The 17692-nt window shown below is 69.8% G+C and carries 19 protein-coding genes; 8 read left to right on the top strand and 11 right to left on the bottom strand.

Going from position 1 to position 17692, the window contains the following annotated elements; genetic code table 11:
- Window positions 1–418 precede the first annotated feature (418 nt).
- A complete protein-coding gene (dnaA, locus tag GEV10_07355; GenBank protein ID MQA78282.1) occupies window positions 419–2053 on the bottom strand; it encodes a chromosomal replication initiator protein DnaA in 1635 nt (544 codons plus the stop codon).
- A gap of 542 nt (window positions 2054–2595) precedes the next feature.
- On the opposite strand from dnaA, the gene rpmH reads away from it, so the two are divergent.
- The 8 genes from rpmH (at window position 2596) to GEV10_07315 (ending at window position 7975) form a co-directional block, all read left to right on the top strand.
- A complete protein-coding gene (rpmH, locus tag GEV10_07350; protein ID MQA78281.1) occupies window positions 2596–2733 on the top strand; it encodes a 50S ribosomal protein L34 in 138 nt (45 codons plus the stop codon).
- Between the two features lie 27 nt (window positions 2734–2760).
- Window positions 2761–3114 carry a ribonuclease P protein component gene (gene rnpA / locus GEV10_07345; GenBank protein MQA78280.1) on the top strand — a complete coding sequence of 118 codons (354 nt, stop codon included), beginning with the start codon at window positions 2761–2763 and terminating at the stop codon, window positions 3112–3114.
- Entirely contained in the window at window positions 3111–3434 is a 324-nt protein-coding gene (yidD, locus tag GEV10_07340) for a membrane protein insertion efficiency factor YidD (GenBank protein MQA78279.1), read from the top strand. The genes rnpA and yidD overlap by 4 nt, the downstream gene beginning before the upstream one ends.
- The gene (gene yidC / locus GEV10_07335; GenBank protein MQA78278.1) at window positions 3425–4504 is read left to right on the top strand and encodes a membrane protein insertase YidC; all 1080 of its coding nucleotides are present in this window, start codon (window positions 3425–3427) and stop codon (window positions 4502–4504) included. The genes yidD and yidC overlap by 10 nt, the downstream gene beginning before the upstream one ends.
- Window positions 4505–4534: 30 nt before the next feature.
- Complete coding sequence (locus tag GEV10_07330) at window positions 4535–5134, top strand: single-stranded DNA-binding protein (protein ID MQA78277.1); 600 nt, start codon at window positions 4535–4537, stop codon at window positions 5132–5134.
- A gap of 64 nt (window positions 5135–5198) precedes the next feature.
- A complete protein-coding gene (gene rsmG / locus GEV10_07325) occupies window positions 5199–5813 on the top strand; it encodes a 16S rRNA (guanine(527)-N(7))-methyltransferase RsmG (protein ID MQA78276.1) in 615 nt (204 codons plus the stop codon).
- A 121-nt stretch (window positions 5814–5934) separates the two neighbouring features.
- Window positions 5935–7023 carry an AAA family ATPase gene (locus GEV10_07320; GenBank protein MQA78275.1) on the top strand — a complete coding sequence of 363 codons (1089 nt, stop codon included), beginning with the start codon at window positions 5935–5937 and terminating at the stop codon, window positions 7021–7023.
- Between the two features lie 19 nt (window positions 7024–7042).
- A complete protein-coding gene (locus GEV10_07315) occupies window positions 7043–7975 on the top strand; it encodes a ParB/RepB/Spo0J family partition protein (GenBank protein MQA78274.1) in 933 nt (310 codons plus the stop codon).
- Here the strand turns inward: GEV10_07315 and GEV10_07310 are convergent.
- The 10 genes from GEV10_07310 to GEV10_07265 all read right to left on the bottom strand — a co-directional run bounded on the left by GEV10_07310 (window position 7972) and on the right by GEV10_07265 (window position 17687).
- Window positions 7972–8928, bottom strand: a complete 957-nt coding sequence (locus tag GEV10_07310; GenBank protein ID MQA78273.1) for a D-alanine--D-alanine ligase — start codon at window positions 8926–8928, stop codon at window positions 7972–7974. The genes GEV10_07315 and GEV10_07310 overlap by 4 nt on opposite strands.
- 45 nt (window positions 8929–8973) lie before the next feature.
- Complete coding sequence (locus GEV10_07305; protein MQA78272.1) at window positions 8974–10206, bottom strand: aminotransferase class I/II-fold pyridoxal phosphate-dependent enzyme; 1233 nt, start codon at window positions 10204–10206, stop codon at window positions 8974–8976.
- A 224-nt stretch (window positions 10207–10430) separates the two neighbouring features.
- Entirely contained in the window at window positions 10431–11051 is a 621-nt protein-coding gene (locus GEV10_07300; GenBank protein MQA78271.1) for a GNAT family N-acetyltransferase, read from the bottom strand.
- A gap of 17 nt (window positions 11052–11068) precedes the next feature.
- Window positions 11069–12211 (bottom strand): N-acetylmuramoyl-L-alanine amidase, encoded by a 1143-nt coding sequence (locus GEV10_07295; GenBank protein MQA78270.1) that lies wholly within the window; start codon window positions 12209–12211, stop codon window positions 11069–11071.
- Window positions 12212–12307: 96 nt separating this feature from the next.
- Window positions 12308–13165, bottom strand: coding sequence for a pyridoxal kinase PdxY (gene pdxY / locus GEV10_07290; GenBank protein ID MQA78269.1), 858 nt, complete (start codon window positions 13163–13165; stop codon window positions 12308–12310).
- 12 nt (window positions 13166–13177) lie between these two features.
- Window positions 13178–13504 carry a thioredoxin gene (gene trxA, locus GEV10_07285; protein ID MQA78268.1) on the bottom strand — a complete coding sequence of 109 codons (327 nt, stop codon included), beginning with the start codon at window positions 13502–13504 and terminating at the stop codon, window positions 13178–13180.
- Between the two features lie 77 nt (window positions 13505–13581).
- On the bottom strand, window positions 13582–14541 hold the full coding sequence (gene trxB / locus GEV10_07280) for a thioredoxin-disulfide reductase (GenBank protein MQA78267.1): 960 nt from the start codon (window positions 14539–14541) through the stop codon (window positions 13582–13584).
- An 89-nt stretch (window positions 14542–14630) separates the two neighbouring features.
- Window positions 14631–15386 carry a hypothetical protein gene (locus GEV10_07275; GenBank protein ID MQA78266.1) on the bottom strand — a complete coding sequence of 252 codons (756 nt, stop codon included), beginning with the start codon at window positions 15384–15386 and terminating at the stop codon, window positions 14631–14633.
- Window positions 15387–15565: 179 nt separating this feature from the next.
- A complete protein-coding gene (gene sigM, locus GEV10_07270; protein ID MQA78265.1) occupies window positions 15566–16174 on the bottom strand; it encodes an RNA polymerase sigma factor SigM in 609 nt (202 codons plus the stop codon).
- Entirely contained in the window at window positions 16149–17687 is a 1539-nt protein-coding gene (locus GEV10_07265; GenBank protein ID MQA78264.1) for a serine/threonine protein kinase, read from the bottom strand. The genes sigM and GEV10_07265 overlap by 26 nt, the downstream gene beginning before the upstream one ends.
- Window positions 17688–17692: the final 5 nt, after the last annotated feature.

The following is a 17692-nucleotide window of genomic DNA, read 5'->3' as shown; positions in this document are numbered from 1 at the left end:
GCTGATCCTGCCGCGCGGGTCTGTCAGCCGTGACGGCGGGGCCGGGTGGGGAGCCGTACCGGGGTACGCGAGCAGGTGGAGAGTCCGTTCATCCCCAGGAGAGGGGCGCACAGACAAACGAGCATCATCCCCTTCCCTGAGAGAGGGAGTGACGTCGCAGGTCTTAGGTGCGGTGGACACTGTGGACAACCCGCGTTCGCCGAGGTCAGCCCGTCCGGCGGGGTGCGGACCGGCTGTGGGCGACGGAGGGTCGATCGGGGGACGGCCTGCGGACGACCGGACCGCCGGCCGAGTGCCTACGCGGCGGGTCCCCAGTTGTCCCCAGCTATCCACAGGGATGTCCCCACTGTGTGCACAAGAGACAGACGATCCGTAGCTCATATGTCACTATCCGTGATAGATGCTGGTGACAGGGGCGTCAGCCTTGCCGCGCCTGCTGCTTGATCCTGTTGGTCAGCTCGGTGACCTGTTCGAACACGCTGCGCCGCTCGGCCATGAGCGCCCGGATCTTCTTCTCCGCGTGCATGACCGTGGTGTGGTCGCGCCCGCCGAACGCCTGACCGATCTTGGGCAGCGACAGCTCGGTCAGCTCGCGGCACAGGTACATGGCGATCTGGCGTGCGGTCACCAGCACCCGGCTGCGCGAGGTGCCACAGATGTCCTCGATGGACATGTTGTAGTACGCCCCGGTCTGGGCCATGATCGTCGCCACCGTGATCTCCGGTCGCGACACGTCGGGGATGAGGTCCTTCAGCACGATCTCGGCCAGCGCGAGGTCGACCTGCTGCCGGTTGAGCTGAGCGAACGCGGTGACCCGGATGAGGGCGCCTTCGAGCTCCCGGATGTTCGTGTTGATCTTGCTCGCGATGTACTCGGTGACCTCGTCGGTGATGTCGAGTCGCTCCGTCGCCGCCTTCTTGCGCAGGATCGCGATGCGCGTCTCGAGCTCGGGTGGGTGGACGTCGGTCGTGAGCCCCCACTGGAACCTGTTGCGGAGGCGGTCCTCCAGCGTCACGAGCTGCTGCGGCGGGCGGTCGGAGGAGATGACGATCTGCTTGCTGGCGTTGTGCAGCGTATTGAACGTGTGGAAGAACTCCTCCTGCGTCTGCTCCTTGCCCTCGAGGAACTGGATGTCGTCGACGAGGAGGATGTCGACCTCGCGGTAGCGCCGGCGGAAGCTCTCGCCGCGCCCGTCGCGGATCGAGTTGATGAAGTCGTTGGTGAACTCCTCCGAGCTCACGTACCTGACCCGGGTGTCCTGGTAGAGGCTCAGTCCGTACTGGCCGATGGCATGCAACAGGTGGGTCTTGCCCAGACCGGAGCTGCCGTAGATGAACAGCGGGTTGTACGCGCGGGCCGGCGCCTCGGCGACGGCGACGGCAGCGGCGTGGGACAACCGGTTGCTCGATCCGATGACGAAGGTGTCGAACGAGTACTTCGGGTTCAGATGGCTCGCGTAGAGCCGGTTGGTGTCCGGCTGGACGAACGACATCTGGCTCGGACCGGGATCCTCGGACTCGTCGACCTCGTCGTCGCCGTCACCGGGGTCACCGGGGTCACCCGGGTCGGTGCCGTTGGCGTAGGTCTCGACCGCGGCCGTGGGAGCCGACATCCAGTCGGCCTCGACCTGGGCCGGGCCGGGCGGCGGTTCCGCCGCGGCGTCGAGCTCTGGCGTGGCACCGGCGTCGCCCGCCGTGGTCGGCAGGTGGACCTGGTCGTGCGCGACGTCGACGACGATGCGGACCTGGCGACCGAGTGCCTCACTGACCGCGTCGGTCACCGTCGCGCGGAGTCGCTGTTCGAGGACGGTCTTGACGAACTCGTTGGACGCGGCGAGGAGGGCGGTCTCCTCTCCCACGGCGAGCAGCCGGCACTGCCGGAGCCACTCGCGGTGCTGGGCCTGCACGGCGTCGGTCGGGATCCGTTCGAGCGCACGCGTCCACAGCGTGCCCAGATCCTCGCTGGTGTCGGGCACCGTTCCCCCTCCGCTGACTGCCTTCGGACCGGCATGACCGGTCCGACTCGGCTGCCCCCGCAGCGCGCTGGTCTCCATCGTCCCGCCGACCGGGAGGCTCCCCGAAGCCGTCCGGACGTCCCACCCTCGACCAGTGGTCCACACATTTGTCCACAGGCTGTGAACGAAGCATCGCCTGGCGCGACGCCGCCCGTGCGGGGCTCCTGGTGGAGGCCGCCGAACCGCCGCGAACGCCCTATGATGGCCCAGCTCCGATCGGGCCGTGACACGGGGTTTCGCGCACCACATGGCGGCGGCGGACGAAGCGCCGACGGACGCGGTGGGGGAAGGGTCCGAGCGAGGCACAGTAGTCCTGGTCGTGGCCTGCCAGCAACCTGTCGTCCACAGGCTGTTCAGCCTGTGACACCGGTATCGCTGGCTGCGGTGAGCCCGCCCGACGGGCGGTCGCGGAGGGTCGGTCGCCGGCCTGCGCGCGGTAGGCGAGGGGTCGGTTTGACCGCCGATGGGGCGGACCGTACGGTAGATTGGTCGTTCAGACCTGTGTCATCTTCATGCGCCACCGTTCGTAGTCGATCATTGGTGGGCGCACCCCTTCCCTCGACGAGGCATCGGAGTCCGGAGTGAGCAAGCGTACGTACCAGCCGAACAACCGGCGCCGCGCACGAACCCACGGCTTCCGGCTGCGTATGCGCACGCGCGCCGGCCGCATGATCCTGGGCCGTCGTCGCCGGAAGGGCCGCAACGAGCTCAGTGCCTGAGCTCCAGTCCAATCCTGCGAGGCCATCGTGTTACCCGTTCGCTCCCGGATGCGGCGGCGACGGGACTTCGAAGCCGCGGTACGCGGAGGTCGTCGCGCCGGTCGCCGGCTCGTCGTCGCCCACCTCGCCCGTGACGTGGAACCCGCGGTCGCGCCCCGAGTCGGGTTCGTCGTCAGTCGCGCCGTCGGTGACTCGCCCGCCCGCAACCGGGTCCGCCGCCGGCTGCGTCACCTGATGCGCGACCGGCTCGTCGCGCTCCCGGCCGAGGCGCGCCTGGTGATCAGGGCCAACCCAGCTGCCGCACTCGCGACGTACCGGGAGCTGGCGGCCGACCTCGACGCCGTGCTCGGCCGGCTGGTCGCCAGGGCAGACGCCCCATGAGTGACGAGACGCGCGAGCACCAGCCCGACCCGGGACTCCCGACCCGCCTGCTGATCCTGCCCATCGCGGGGTACCGTCGATTCATCAGCCCGTTGCTGGGTCCGCGTTGCCGGTTCTACCCGTCGTGCAGCGCCTATGCGGTCGAGGCGCTGCGGACCCACGGCGCGTTGCGGGGCGGGTGGCTGGCGGTCTGGCGGATTCTGCGGTGCCATCCCTTCCATCCCGGCGGCTTCGAGCCGGTGCCGCCGGTACGACACGAGAACAAGAAGGACGCGGGTGCCGTGGTCGCATCCGTTGAGACGGAGCGTTCGTGGACCTGAGCTTCGAGAGCTTGGACTGGTTGTACAGCGGGTTCGCATGGGTGCTGATCCGCATCCATGCGTTGATCGGACGCGTCTTCGACCCCGACAGCGGCCTCACCTGGGGTCTGTCGATCGTCGTCCTGACCTTCATGGTCCGGCTGGTGATCTTCCCGCTGTTCGTGAAGCAGATCCGCAGCCAGCGGGCGATGGCGGTGTTGCAACCGCAGATGAAGGAACTGCAGCAGAAGTACAAGGGCGACAAGCAGAAGCTGCAGGAAGAGACGATGAAGCTGTACAAGGAGAACGGGGCGAACCCGCTCTCCGGCTGTCTCCCCATCCTCGCGCAGGCGCCGTTCCTGTTCTCCATGTACCACGTCCTCAACGCGATCTCGCGCAAAGAGGCGAAGTACGGCATGAGCGAGCAGCTCGTCGACTCGGCCGCGCACGCGAAGATCTTCGGCGTCCCGATCGGTGTCATCTTCAAAGAGGGTGACGCCAAGATGATCGAGCTCGGCGCCAACCCGATGACCGCGAAGGTCGTCATCATCGTCTTCGTCGTCTTCATGGCGGTCACGACGTTCATCGCGCAGCGCCAGCTGATGCTCAAGCAGACGGCTCAGCAGCAGGCCGCCGGGCAGAGCACACCCTTCCAGCAGCAGCAGAAGATCCTGCTCTTCATCTTCCCGGCGATGTTCCTCATCTGGGGCTTCTTCTTCCCCATGGGCCTGATCGTCTACTGGACCACCTCGAACCTCTGGACGATGGGCCAGCAGTTCTGGGTACTGCATCGCATCCCCCACAAGACGATCGACACCAAGGACGGCAAGACGCCCGCCAAGGCCGGCACGCGGCCGGCGATCTCGTCGGCGTCCAAGACCGCCACGAACGGGGCGAAGACCACCAAGAACGGCAAAGCCGGTGCATCGTCCGATAACGGGTCGTCGAACCGGCTGTTCCGCCGGCGCAAGGCCGAGCCGGAGCCGGAGCCGGTGGCGCCCGCACCGAAGGTCGTTCGCAACCAGCCCTCTCGGGCACCACGGAGCAAGCGGAGCGGGCAGAAGAAGAGCGGCAGTCAGAAGAAGAACTGACGCTCCGCCGAGCTACGCCACCCATGTCGCATGACTGACCACCGCACGACTGAGGAGTACACCCCCGTGACCGACGCACCACCGGAGTCGCCCGTCACCGAAGCCGATCCCGACGAGTCGGTGACGGTCGACGATCCACCCGCAGAGGAGCCCGCCGAGGCGGAGACCGCCACCGTGTCCCTGCTCGAGGACGAGGGCGAGGTCGCCGCCGACTACCTCGAGGGCTTGCTCGACATCGCAGACCTCGACGGTGACATCGACATGGACGTCGAGGGCAGCCGTGCGATGGTCGCCGTGGTCGGCGACCGTCTCGACCACCTGGTGGGTGACGACGGCAAGACGCTGGAGGCGCTGCAGGAGCTGACCCGCCTGGCGGTGCAGCAGCAGACCGGGGAGCGCAGCCGGCTGATGCTCGATGTCGGCGGCTTCCGCAGTCGCCGACGTGCCGAGCTTGCCGAGCTCGGGAGCAAGGCCGTCGAGGAGGCGCGCCGCACCGGCGAGCCCCAACGCCTCGCGCCGATGTCGCCGTTCGAGCGCAAGTGCGTGCACGACGTCGTCGCCGCCGCGGGTATGACGAGCGAGTCGGAGGGCGAGGAGCCGGACCGTCGGGTCGTCGTCCTGCCGAGCTGAGAGCGTGTCGGACGACGTCGACACTGCCGTACCGGCAAGCGCCTCGCGGGTCTTCGGGACCCGGATGCCGTTGGCGCTGCAGTACGCGCGGTTGCTCTGCACCGACGGCGTCGAGCGCGGCCTGCTGGGCCCGCGTGAAGGCGCCCGGGTCTGGGAGCGCCATCTGCTGAACTCGGCGACACTCGCCGACCTGGTCCCCCACGACTCCCATGTCGTCGACCTGGGCTCGGGCGCAGGGCTACCCGGCCTGCCGTTGGCGATCGCGCGTCCGGACCTGCGGGTCACTCTGGTCGAACCGATGCTCAGGCGCAGTACGTTCCTCGACGAGTGCGTCGCCGCACTGGGTCTGTCGGGTGTCGAGGTGCGCCGGGCGCGCGCGGAGGAGCTCGTGGGACGGGTGACGGCGGACGTGGTCACGGCACGCGCCGTGGCACGTCTGGCCACGCTGCTGCCGTGGTCGATTCCCCTGGTCCGGCCCGGTGGTCGCGTCCTGGCACTGAAGGGCGCCACGGTGGTCGACGAGCTGACGGAGCTCGAGGCGACGGACCGTGGTAACGGTCGGTATGCACCACCACGATGGTTGGTGGACGCGGGTGTGGACGGGCTCGACGTACACGAGGTCGGCTACGGCATCATCGACCCGCCGGCGATCGTCGTCCGCGTGACGAGATCCGGGTGACTGCGCGGTGGCACGAGGAGGTGGTGGGGTGAGCTCCGAGCTGGGGTGGCCCACGGTCGGGCACGAGTCGACCGAGTCCGGCATCGCGAGGTCCGACGAGGCGTCCGGTGGTCGTGCGAGCATGCCTACACCACTAGGCTGGATCGGCAGGGGGGAGAACGACGGCGACGATGTTTCACGTGAAACGGACGCGATTCCTGTGGATGGTGGGACGACCGAGGCCCCCGACTCGGGCGACGATGTTTCACGTGAAACCGAGTACGTCCCCACCTTCTCGACGGCCTCGACCATCGCGGCCGGCATCGAAGGTGACGACGACTTCGCCGACACCCCGATCGCTCGCGAGACCCAGGCGATCCTGCAGGGGCGTGCCGCGGTGAGAGCCGGTAACTGGCCGCGGCCGAAGGCGCCACGTGTCTTCGTCGTGGCGAACCAGAAGGGCGGCGTCGGTAAGACGACGTCGACGGTCAACCTGGCCGCCTCGCTCGCTCTGAACAACCTCCGCGTCCTCGTCGTCGACCTTGACCCCCAGGGCAACGCCTCGACTGCTCTCGGTGTGGAGCACCGGTCGGGGACGACCTCGGTCTACGACGCTCTCGTCGGCAACACCCCGATGCTCGACATGGTGAAGCCGGCGTCCGACATCCAGCGCCTGTTCTGCATCCCCGCCACCATCGACCTCGCGGGCGCGGAGATCGAGCTGGTGCCCATGGTGGCCCGGGAGAGCCGGCTCAAGCGTGCGCTGGAACCCGTGCTGGAAAAGGCCGAGGTCGACTACATCTTCATCGACTGCCCGCCCTCTCTCGGACTGCTCACCGTCAACGCGTTGGTGGCCAGCAGCGAGGTCCTGATCCCGATCCAGTGCGAGTACTACGCCCTGGAAGGGCTGGGGCAGCTGCTCCACAACATTGACATGGTGAAGTCCCACCTCAACCCCGAGCTCGACGTGTCGACGATCCTGCTGACGATGTATGACGGGCGCACTCGGCTGTCCTCCCAGGTCGCCGACGAGGTGCGCTCGCATTTCGGCGACCGCGTCCTGTCGACGGTGGTGCCGCGGAGCGTCCGCATCTCCGAGGCGCCGAGCTACGCGCAGACCGTGATGACGTACGACCCCGGGTCGACGGGAGCGCTCTCGTACCTCGAGGCTGCGCGGGAGATGGCACAGCGCGCCGACTCTCTCCCCACGACCCCCGGACCGGACCAGTGACCGTCGACGAGGTGAGTGGATGAACGAGCAACGGCGTGGCCTCGGCCGTGGACTGGCGTCCCTGATCCCGACGGGCGTGCCCCAGGGCGGCACGGCCACGACGCCGGGACCCGAGCAACCCGACGCCGTTCCCGGTGCCCATCTGGTCGAGGTGCCCGTCGATGCCATCGAGCCGAACCCCCGGCAGCCCCGCCAGGTCATGGACGAGGAGGCGCTGGCCGAGCTCGTCGCGTCGATCAGGGCGGTCGGCCTGCTCCAGCCGGTCGTGGTGCGCCACCTCAGCGGCGGCTCGTACCAGCTCATCATGGGCGAACGCCGGTGGCGCGCCTCCAAGGAGGCCGGCCTCGAGCGCATCCCCGCGATCGTCAGGGAGACCAACGACGACGCGATGCTGCGCGACGCGTTGCTGGAGAACCTGCACCGGGCACAACTCAACCCGCTCGAGGAGGCTGCGGCGTACCAGCAGCTTCTCGACGACTTCTCCAGCACGCACGACGAGCTCGCCAGCCGCATCGGCCGCTCACGCTCGCAGATCACCAACACCCTGCGGCTGCTGCGTCTCTCGGCACCCGTGCAACGCCGGGTCGCCGCCGGCGTGATCTCCGCGGGTCACGCCCGTGCCCTGCTGGCGCTGGACAGTGGCGCCGCGCAGGAGCGGCTGGCGAGCCGGATCGTTGCCGAGGGCCTCTCCGTCCGCAACGTCGAGGAGCTCGTGACCACCGGGGTCGCGGGCGAGGAAGACAAGCCACGCCGCCGGTCGCAGAAGCGCCCGGTCGCGCCCGGCGTCGAGGATCTCGCCGGCAAGCTCTCCGACGTGTTCGACACCCGGGTACGGGTCGACCTGGGCGCCCGGAAGGGCAGGATCGTCGTCGAGTTCGCCTCGTTGGAAGACCTCGAACGCCTCGTCGGCCTGATGGCGCCGACGCTCGACCACCGACCGACGGCCGGTTAGCCCCGGTCGACCGCCACCTGCACCAGATCACGGCACACGTCGCCGAACGCCCGGTGGGTGTTCTGGACGGCCATCGGCAGCGTGCTCGTCTCGGTCATGCCGGGTGCCACGTTGACCTCGAGCACGTAGACCTCGCCGGTCTCGGCGACGATGATGTCACTGCGGGACACGTCACGCAGGCCGAGTGCGTGGTGAGCCAGCAGGGCCGCCTCCTGGACCGCCTTCTCGGTGTCGACGGACAGCCGCGCCGGGCAGAAGAAGTCGGTCTGTCCCGCGGTGTAGCGGGCCGCGTAGTCGTATCCACCCTCGTCGCTCGGCACGATCTCGACGGCGGGCAACGCCGCGGGACCGTCGCCGGTGTCGACGACACCGACGGCGACCTCGGTGCCGGCGACGTACGTCTCCACGAGTGCCGTGTCGCCGTAGGAGAAGCACCCCACCATCGCTGCGGGCAGGCCGGCCGGGTCGCGCACGACGGACACGCCGAGGGCGCTGCCGCCCCGCGCGGGCTTCACCACGAGTGGCAGCCCGAAGCGGGCGACGATCCGGTCGAGGACGGCGGCCGCACCGAGGTCGCGAAACGTCTCGTGCGGCAGCACCACGGCGGGCGGTGTCGCCAGACCGGCCGCGCCGAGGATCGACTTCGCGGTCGGCTTGTCGAACGCCAACCGGCACGAGGCCGGGCGGGAGCCGACGTACGGGACGCCGAGCAGCTCGAGGATCTCACGGATGGCGCCGTCCTCCCCCGTCGCTCCGTGTACCACGGGGAACACCGCGGCCGGCCGGTCGTCGGAGAGCGCAGGCACCAGGTCGGAGTCGACGTCGCGCTCGTCGACCTCGACGCCCACCTCACGCAGCGCGTCGGCGATCCGGCGACCGGACCGCAGGGAGACGTCTCGCTCGTGTGACAGCCCGCCGGCGAGCACCACCACGGGTCCAGTCAGACCGCTCATCAGACCTCACTTCGTCGCGGGTCGCGGGATCGGGAAGGGACGGGCTCAGGCGAGATTGGGCGGCGGCCGGTCGATGCCGCGCGCCGGCGTGCCTGTCGTGCCGAACGTCGCACGCACCTCGAGCTCCTGCTCGATGACGCCGCCGAGCCGGCGGACGCCCTCACGGATGCGGTCGGGTTCGGGATAGCAGTACGACAGCCGCATGTGACGCGACCCCAGGGTGCCGTCGGCGAAGAACGCACTGCCGGGGACGTACGCGACCCTGGCCCCGACGGCACGCGCCAGCATCGCCTTGGTGTCGATCCCTTCGGGCACCGTGAGCCAGACGTAGAAGCCGCCGGCGGGGCGGGTCCACGTGCAGCTGTCGGGCATGACGGCGTCGAGCGCGCCGAGCATGGCGTCGCGCCGTTCCCGGTACAGCTCGCGGAACGCCTTGATCTGGTCGAGCCAGGAATGGTTCTCCAGGTACTGGCTGATCGCGAGCTGGCAGATCACCGAGTGGCTGAGGATGCCGGCCTCGGCCGCGAGCACGAGCTTCTCCTTCACTCCCTGCGGAGCCAGCGCCCAGCCAATCCGCAGACCGGGGGCGAACGTCTTCGAGAACGACCCGAGGTAGACCACGGACTGGCCGTCGTCGGCTCGCACTGCCCGCATCGGCTCGCTGTCGAAGCCGAGCAGGCCGTACGGGTTGTCCTCCAGGACGAGGACGCCGGCCGTCTGGGCGATCTCGAGTACCTCGGCACGCCGCGAGGCGGCGAGCGTGACACCGGCGGGGTTGTGGAAGTTGGGGACCGTGTAGAGCAGCTTCGGGCGCTTGCCTGCCCTGGCCAGTCGGTCGAGCGACTCCCGGAGCGCCTCGGGCTGCAGCCCCTCGTCGTCCATGGGCACGTGCACGACCTCGGCCTGGTACGAGGCGAACACCCCGAGAGCACCGACATACGACGGCGCCTCGGCGAGCACGACGTCACCGGGGTCGAGGAAGATCCTGCCGATCAGGTCGAGGGCGCCCTGCGAGCCCACGGTGACGACGACGTCGTCGGCATGCGCACCGATGCCCTCCAACGCCATGACCTCGCAGATCTGCTCACGCAACCGCGGGTCACCCTGGGCACTGCCGTACTGGAGTGCGACCGCACCACGCGACGCGACGAGGTCGTCGAACATGTCGCCGACGACGTCGAGTGGGAGCGCGGAGACGTACGGCATGCCGCCGGCCAGTCCGACGATCTCCGGTCTCGACGCGACCGCGAAGAGCGCCCGGATCTCGGACGCGACCATGCCGCGCGCCCGGGCGGCGTAGCGGTCCACGTGCGGGTCGACCAGGACGGCGGGTGAACCCGTGGGCATCCCGTCCGGTGTGCTTGCGGTGGACATACGCCTCCCCACTGTCGGGCCTCGGTCGAGCGTACCCGCCGGTCGGGAACGGCCCCGCGACTGTCCAGCGGTCGAGATAGCGACTTGTCGACAAAACGAGGAGTCGACGCGACCGCGCGGAGAGCCGCTCAGATGGGTCGCAGGGCCCGGTCCGGCGCGGGGATGGAGCCGAGGAGCCGCTCGAGTGCCACCTCGACGTCCTCGCGCCAGCTCAGCGCCGACTTCAGCTCCAGCCGCAGCCGCGGGAAGCGGTGATGGGGCCGGACGGTCTTGAACCCGACCGAGAGCAGGAAGTCGACGGGGAGCAGGCAGGACGGGCCGTTCCAGCGCGCGTCGCCGAAGACCTCGACCGCCCTGACCCCGTGCCGGAGGAGGTCCTTGGCGAGATTCTGGATCAGGATCCGTCCCAACCCTCCCCCGGCGAAGTCGGGAAGGATGTGCGCGACGGTGAGCAGCACCGCGTCGGCACTCACCGGACTCGTCGGGAACGCGCCGGACCGCGGGACGAACGACGGCGCCGCGTACATGATGAAGCCCGCGGGCATGTCGTCGACGTACGCGACGCACCCGCAGCTCCCCCACTCCAGGAGGACGCCCGACACCCAGGCCTCCTTCTCGAGGTCTGTGGTGCCGCCCGCGGTCGCGCGGTCCGCACTGACGGGATCGAGCTCCCAGAACACGCATCGGCGGCAGCGCACCGGCAGGTCGTCGAGATTGTCGAGCGTGATCTGCGCGATGCGGCGTGTCATGGTGGGCCCTCGTCTGCTCAGCCCGCGCGCAGATCAGCGGGTATGCGCAGTGTGCCGGTTGGTGCATCGTGGTCCGGCGGCAGGAAGAGTCGCTGGACGGCCGCGCACACCGACTCGGCGATCGCGTCGCGGAACTCGGGACGCCGCAGGCGTTCCCGGTCGCCCGGGTTGGTGAGGTAGCCCGCCTCGAGCCGGATCGTCGGCATGCGGGTGAGCCGCAGCAGGTCCCAGGTCTTCGGGTGGGTGTGGCAGTCGAGCAGGTCGGTGCGGGCGACCATCTCGCGCAGGACGAGCTCGGCGAACTGCTTGCCCAGGGCCGAGTGCTGGCCGGTCACCGGGCTGCCGAAGTAGTACGTCGCGGCGCCGCACGCGTCCGGATTGACGTGCCCGTCGATGTGCAGGGAGACCAGCACGTCGGCGTCGGCCTCGTTGGCGAAGCCCGCCCGCGTCTCGTCGTCGGGGTCACCGTGCCGGCCGCGGGACAGGTACGCCTGGACGCCGAGCGCGGTGAGGCGTCCCTCGGCGCGCGACGCGATGTCCCACACCAGCTCCGCCTCGGTGAGCCCATCGCACACGACGCCGGGCTCGGCCGGGCCATGGCCGGGGTCGATCACGATGACCCGGCCGGCGTGCTGGTGCCCGTTGCGGAACAGCCGCGCGGACTCGCGGAGAGCGTGTGCCTGGCCGCCGACGACCGTCCGCGTGAGCCGGGAGAACGCCTTGAACGTGCTCGGTCCGCAGGTGCCGTCGACCTGGAGGCCGGTGTTGCGCTGGAAGTCGCGCAGCGCGACAGAGGTCTGGGTGCCGAAGACGCCGTCGGACTTGCCGCAGTCGAACCCGAGCTCGAGCAGGCGGCGCTGCAGCACGCCGATGTCGTCGCCGGTCATCAGCCGGCCGGGGCTGTAGAACAGGACCCGGTCGCCGAGCTGCCAGCGCGAGTCCTCGAGCGCGCGGAACGTCTCCGGGCCGACGATGCCGTCGACCGTCAGCCCGCGGGACTGCTGGAAGTACCTGACCGCGGTCTCGAGCGTCGCGTCGTAGACCGGCACAGAGCCGTCCGTCGACGGGCCGTCGGACAGCAGGCCCAGGGCGACGAGGCGGACGTGGACGACGCCGACCTTGTCACCACGGGCGCCGAGGCCGAACGGGTGGAAGGACATCATCGTGGTAACCCCATCGGGCGACTCGTCGTGCACGGTTCGGGCCGCCACCTCACTCGCGTTCTCGGACAGATCAGCATGGTAGTCCGCGCCATGTCAGCCACCGTCGACGCGGGTGGCCGTGAATCTGGCAGGTGGCTGCGCGATCGCGTCCTGAGCCGCGATCAGCCGGATTTCCCTGGCCTCGGCGCGATGCGTCTCATCCATGACTGCGTAGACGCTGTTCGCGGTGTGCTCGAGCGCCGTCGCCAGTTCGCCGGTGCGGAACCAGTGGGCGAGGAACAGTGCCGCCGTCATGTCGCCCGCGCCGTTGACGCTGAGCGGCAGTAGCGGTGTCGACACGAGGTACGCCTCGTCGTCGGTCGCCGCCAGCAGCTCGATCTCGTCCGCGCTGCCGCCGTCGCGCACCAGGCTGGTGACGAGCACGACCCGCGGTCCGCGAGCACGCAGTGCCGCCGCCGCGGCGAGCGCGTCGTCGAGTGTCTTGACGGTCGACGACGTGAGGTACTCGAGCTCGAACTGGTTGGGGGTGACGACTTCCGCCGCCGGCACGGCGTGGTCGCGCATGAAGCCGGGGATCTCCGGTCGGACGAACATGCCGCGTCCGACGTCACCCATGACCGGGTCGCAGCAGTAGACGGCCCGCGGGTTGGCGGCGCGTACGCGACGGACGGTGTCGAGGACGACCTCGCCCAGGGTCGCGTCACCGAGATACCCGGAGAGGACGGCGTCGACGGTGCCGAGCACTCCCCGCTCCTCGATCCCGGTGATCACCTCGGCGATGTCGGCGGCGTCGAGCACCGGACCGCGCCATTTGCCATAGCCGGTGTGGTTGGAGAAGTGCACGGTGATGACCGGCGAGACCTCGATGCCGAGGCGTTGCAGGGGAAACGTCGCCGAGGAGTTGCCCACGTGGCCGTAAGCAACGGACGACTGGATCGACAGGACGTGCAAAGGGACCCGCGGTCAGAGGACGTCGTCGAGCTCGCTGAGCAAGGCGGCCTTCGGCTTGGCACCGATGATCTGCTTGACCAGCTCGCCGTCCTTGAACAGGAGCAGCGTCGGGATCTTGAGGACCTGGTACTGCCGCCCGACCTCGGGGTTCTCGTCGATGTTGACCTTGGCGATCTGGATCTTGCCGGGGTTCTCGGAGGCGATCTCCTCCAGCACCGGTGCGACGAGCCGGCACGGCGCGCACCACTCCGCCCAGAAGTCCACGAGCACCGGGGTCGAGCTCTCGAGCACGTCCGTGGTGAAGCTGGCGTCGGTGACGGTCTTGGTGCTGTCTCCCATGAGAGCAGGTCCTTGTCTGGAGGCCGGTGCGGTGCTGTTCGACGGTAGCGTGCCGGGACGGGTGTCGCGGTGGAGGCTCACGGAGTGGGCGCCTGCGCCGTTGCCGTGTGCTCGAGCGCGGCGAGGTAGCGCTCGGCGTCGAGTGCGGCGGCGCAGCCGGTGCCCGCCGCGGTCACCGCCTGGCGGTAAATATGGTCGACGACGTCGCCCGCGGCGAACACGCCTGGCAGGTTGGTGCGCGTCGTCGGTTGCTCGACCTCGACGTAGCCCTCGTCGTCGAGATCGATCTGCCCGGCGAGGAGCTCCGACCGCGGCTCGTGACCGACGGCGATGAACAGACCGCCCACGGACAGGGTCGTCTCCTCCCCCGTCCTGGTGTCCTCGACCACGACGCCCTCGACGCGGTCCGCACCGAGGATCCTCGCGACCTGTGCGTTCCAGACGAAGCGGATCTTCTCGTTGGCGAACGCGCGCTCCTGCATGATCTTGCTCGCGCGCAGCTCGTCGCGCCGGTGGATGATGGTGACGGTCTTGCCGAACCTGGTGAGGAACAGTGCCTCCTCCATCGCGGAGTCGCCGCCGCCGACGACGGCGATGTCCTGGTCGCGGAAGAAGAACCCGTCGCACGTCGCGCACCACGACACGCCGTGCCCGGAGAGCCGCTTCTCGTCGGGGAGACCGAGCTCGCGATAGCTCGAACCGGTCGCGAGGATCACGGTGCGGGCCTGGTACTCGGTGTTGCCGACGTGGACGGTCTTCACGTCGCCGGCGAGGTCGACCGCGGTGACGTCGTCGGCGATCAGTTCGGCGCCGAAGCGTTCCGCCTGCTTGCGTAGGTGGTCCATCAGGTCGGGACCCATGATCCCGTCGGGGAAGCCGGGGAAGTTCTCGACGTCGGTGGTGTTCATCAGGGCGCCGCCGGACGTGACCGACCCCTCGAGCACGAGCGGTTGGAGCTGGGCGCGTGAGGCGTACAACGCCGCCGTGTAGCCGGCGGGTCCGGAACCGATGATGATCACTTGCCGAATGTCGCTCACGACCTGCCCTCTCGTCACCCGGGCGCGATGACGCCCTCGTTCGGATCAACCGATCGTAGGTGCGACACATTCCAACGGGGCGAGCGGCTCTACTTCGGTACGACCTTGGAGTACAGGATCCGCGCGTCGCCGGTCCGGCAGCCGGCGCCGACCGCGGCGATCTCGTAGCTGTCGGGCTTGTCGGGGATGGCCATCACGACGATCGCGGCGGGCTTGCCGTCGAACTCGCCGAGGTCGGCCGCGACAATCCGGGACGGCTGGCTGTGCGTGATCGCGTCGACGCAGCTGGAGAACGCCTGCGGATCGGAGAGCCGCCTGACCTCCTGGTCGATCTGCCTGCTGGCCTCGGGATCCGGGGTGTACCCCTCGGTGCGGCTGTCCTTGACGAGCTCGCGGGCCTGGATCGCGAGGTCGGCCTTCTTGTAGAGCCGACCCGTCATCATCGGGCCGTCGGCGGGCGGGAACGCCTGGTTGGTGGACTGCGCGGCGTCGGGGGTGTCGCCGTCGCCGCCACGGGTGGAGAAGTAGCCGCCGACGAACGCCAGGGCCACGATGAGAGCGGCGGCGCCGGCGAGTAGCTGTGGTCGGACGAGGAGCGACGCGATCCAGGACCGCCGGCCGGCGGGCCGCGCGGTGGGTTGCCGGTCGCGCGCGAGGCTGGCGCGCTCGTGCTGCGCCTGAGCCAGGCTGGCGTCGATACGTGCGGAGACATCCGCGGGAAGAGGAGGTGCGGGAAGGGAGGAGAGCATCATCTTGACCGACGTCAGCTGGTCGACGACGCCCTGGCAGTCCGCACACGTCGCGACGTGTGTGCGTACCTGCGTGTCGAGGGCCCCGGTCAGCACGCCCTCGGCGTGGTCAGCGAGAGTGTCGGTGTCGAAATGTCCGGAAGCGTCGCCAGATCGTGGCGCGCCACCACGGTGATCAGTCACAGTCGTCCCTTCACCTCCTCCCGCACGTCATGCGTTCGACGTTCCGGACGACGCCTTCGTTCCCCCCGGGTGCCGGGGATCTCCCTCGGGTCTCACGCGGTGTCCCGCAGGTGGCCGAGGAGCGGCAGCAGCTTGGCCCGACCGCGTGCGCACCGGCTCTTGATCGTGCCGGGAGCGCAGCCGAGGATGCGTGCGGAGTCCTCGACCGAGTACCCCTGCATGTCGACGAGGATCAGGGCGGCGCGCTGCTCGAAGGGCAGCATCTGCAGCGCCTTCTCGACCTCGAGGGAGGTCTCCCTCGCCACGGCGGGATCGGGACCGGTCACGCTCTCCTGTGACGCACCGACCTCCTGGGTCTCGTACTCGGGCAGCGGGCTCGTCGGGCGGGCGGAGCGACGGCGCATGCGGTCGACGCATGCGTTGACGACGATGCGGTGCAGCCAGGTGGTGACGGCGGCATCGCCCCGGAACGTGCTTGCGCGCCGGAACGCGGAGAGCAGGGCGTCCTGGAGCGCGTCGGCCGCCTCTTCCCGGTCGCCCATCGTGCGGAAGGCGACGGCCCACAGCCGGTTGCGGTGCCGTTGGCAGATGATGCCGAACGCGTCGGGGTCACCGTCGACGTGCGAGCGCAGCAGGTCGACGTCCGTCGCCTCCTGCAGGTCTGTCCGCACCGGCCTAGCTTGCCGGACGGAAGGTGATATCGGCGATTCCGGCGCGGTATCCGTCGTCGGAACGGGGAAGCTCGGTGAACCAGACGAGCCAGTAGCGCGCCGTGGCGTCGCTCTTGGGCCGCAACGTGACCTGCTCGTCGACGTCGGTCGCCGTGGCGACCGTCGTGAAGTCGCCGACGGACGTGCCGCCGCTCGTCGCCGAGCGCAGCTGCAGGCTCGTGCCGGGGTCGCCGAGGCGGAGCTGGACCGAGTCGACGGCCTTCGCCGAGCCGAGGTCGAAGACCATGCCGACGCCGGGCTTCAGGTTGCCGAACTTGGCCGTGTTGTAGCGGTCGGTGTACCAGACCGTGCGGGGCGTGCCGTCGTTCGCATTCTTGACCGAGGACGCGTGCTCCTGGCCGTCGCCCTGGGGGTCGAAGTCGCTGGCCTCGACGACCGGGATGCGCTTCTTGCCCGCGGGTGTCGGCGAGGTGCTCGAGGAGCTCTCGCTCGGTGCGGCGGACGGGCCGCCGAAGGTGAACTCGGACAGGCCGAGACGCAGCCCGCCGACGAGTACGACCGCCACGAGGGCGAGGCCGGCCGGAACCGCGATCAGGGCACGGCGCCCGCGGTGGTGGTGGTGCGGTCGCGGCCCACCTGCGGTGGCGAACGGCACCGGCGCGGTGACCTGCGCCATCGGGTTGGTCGCCCGGTCGTCGCTCGACGGGCGTTCGGCGAAGAGGTCGAGCGGGGTGGGGTCGGGGAAGTCGGCCAGGGCCTCGGCGACCGAGGCGGGGGTGGCGAGCGGCGGCTGGCCGCGTCGGCTGCGCTGGCACAGGGCCCGCTCGGTCGTGGCGTCGAGCTCGGGCGGGACGCCGGCGCGCACCTGGCGCGGGCTGAAGTGCGGCGCGTCACCGTTCTGCGGGGCGGCCAGCAGGCCGCCGAACGGTCCGTGCGGCCAGCGGGCGGTGAGCGCGGCGTAGAGCAAGGCGCCGAGCCCCTCGGAGTCGGTGCGTGCGGGGTCGTCGCTGACCGTGCCGGCGAGAGCGGCCTCGATGCCGACGCCGGTGACCTTCACGCCGCCGGCCGCGGTCCACACGAGGTTGTCGGGGGTGAGCCGGAGGTGGGAGACCGCCATCCGGTGGGCCTCGGTCAGCGCCTCGGCCGCCTCCCCGACGAGCGCGCCCGCCCGGTCGGGATGCAGGGGACCGGTCTCGAGCAGCAGGTCGGTCAGCGTGCGTCCGGTGATCCACTCGGTGATGACGTAGGTGCTGTCGTCGACGGTGGCGGTGTCGAAGACCTGGACGACGCGGGAGTCCCTGATCCGGGCCGCGCGCCGGGCGGCGGTGAGCACGCGTGCCGTCTCGGGTGCGGACGTCGGGAGCACCATGACGGTGACACTGCGGGCCAGGATGGTGTCGGTACCACGCCACAGCGCAGCACAACCTTGCTCGCCGACCCGCTCGTCGAGACGGTAGCGGTCGTCGAGCACGGATCCCTGGTCAAGGAGTGCCGGCACGTGCCTGTGGTCCTTCCCCCCGGTCGGTGGGTCAGGCTGCCCCATAGTAG

This window comes from Streptosporangiales bacterium (assembly GCA_009379955.1).
Lineage (GTDB): Bacteria > Actinomycetota > Actinomycetes > Streptosporangiales > WHST01 > WHST01.
Note: the sequence above shows the minus strand (reverse complement) of the source record. Positions and strands in the feature narration are given on the sequence as shown.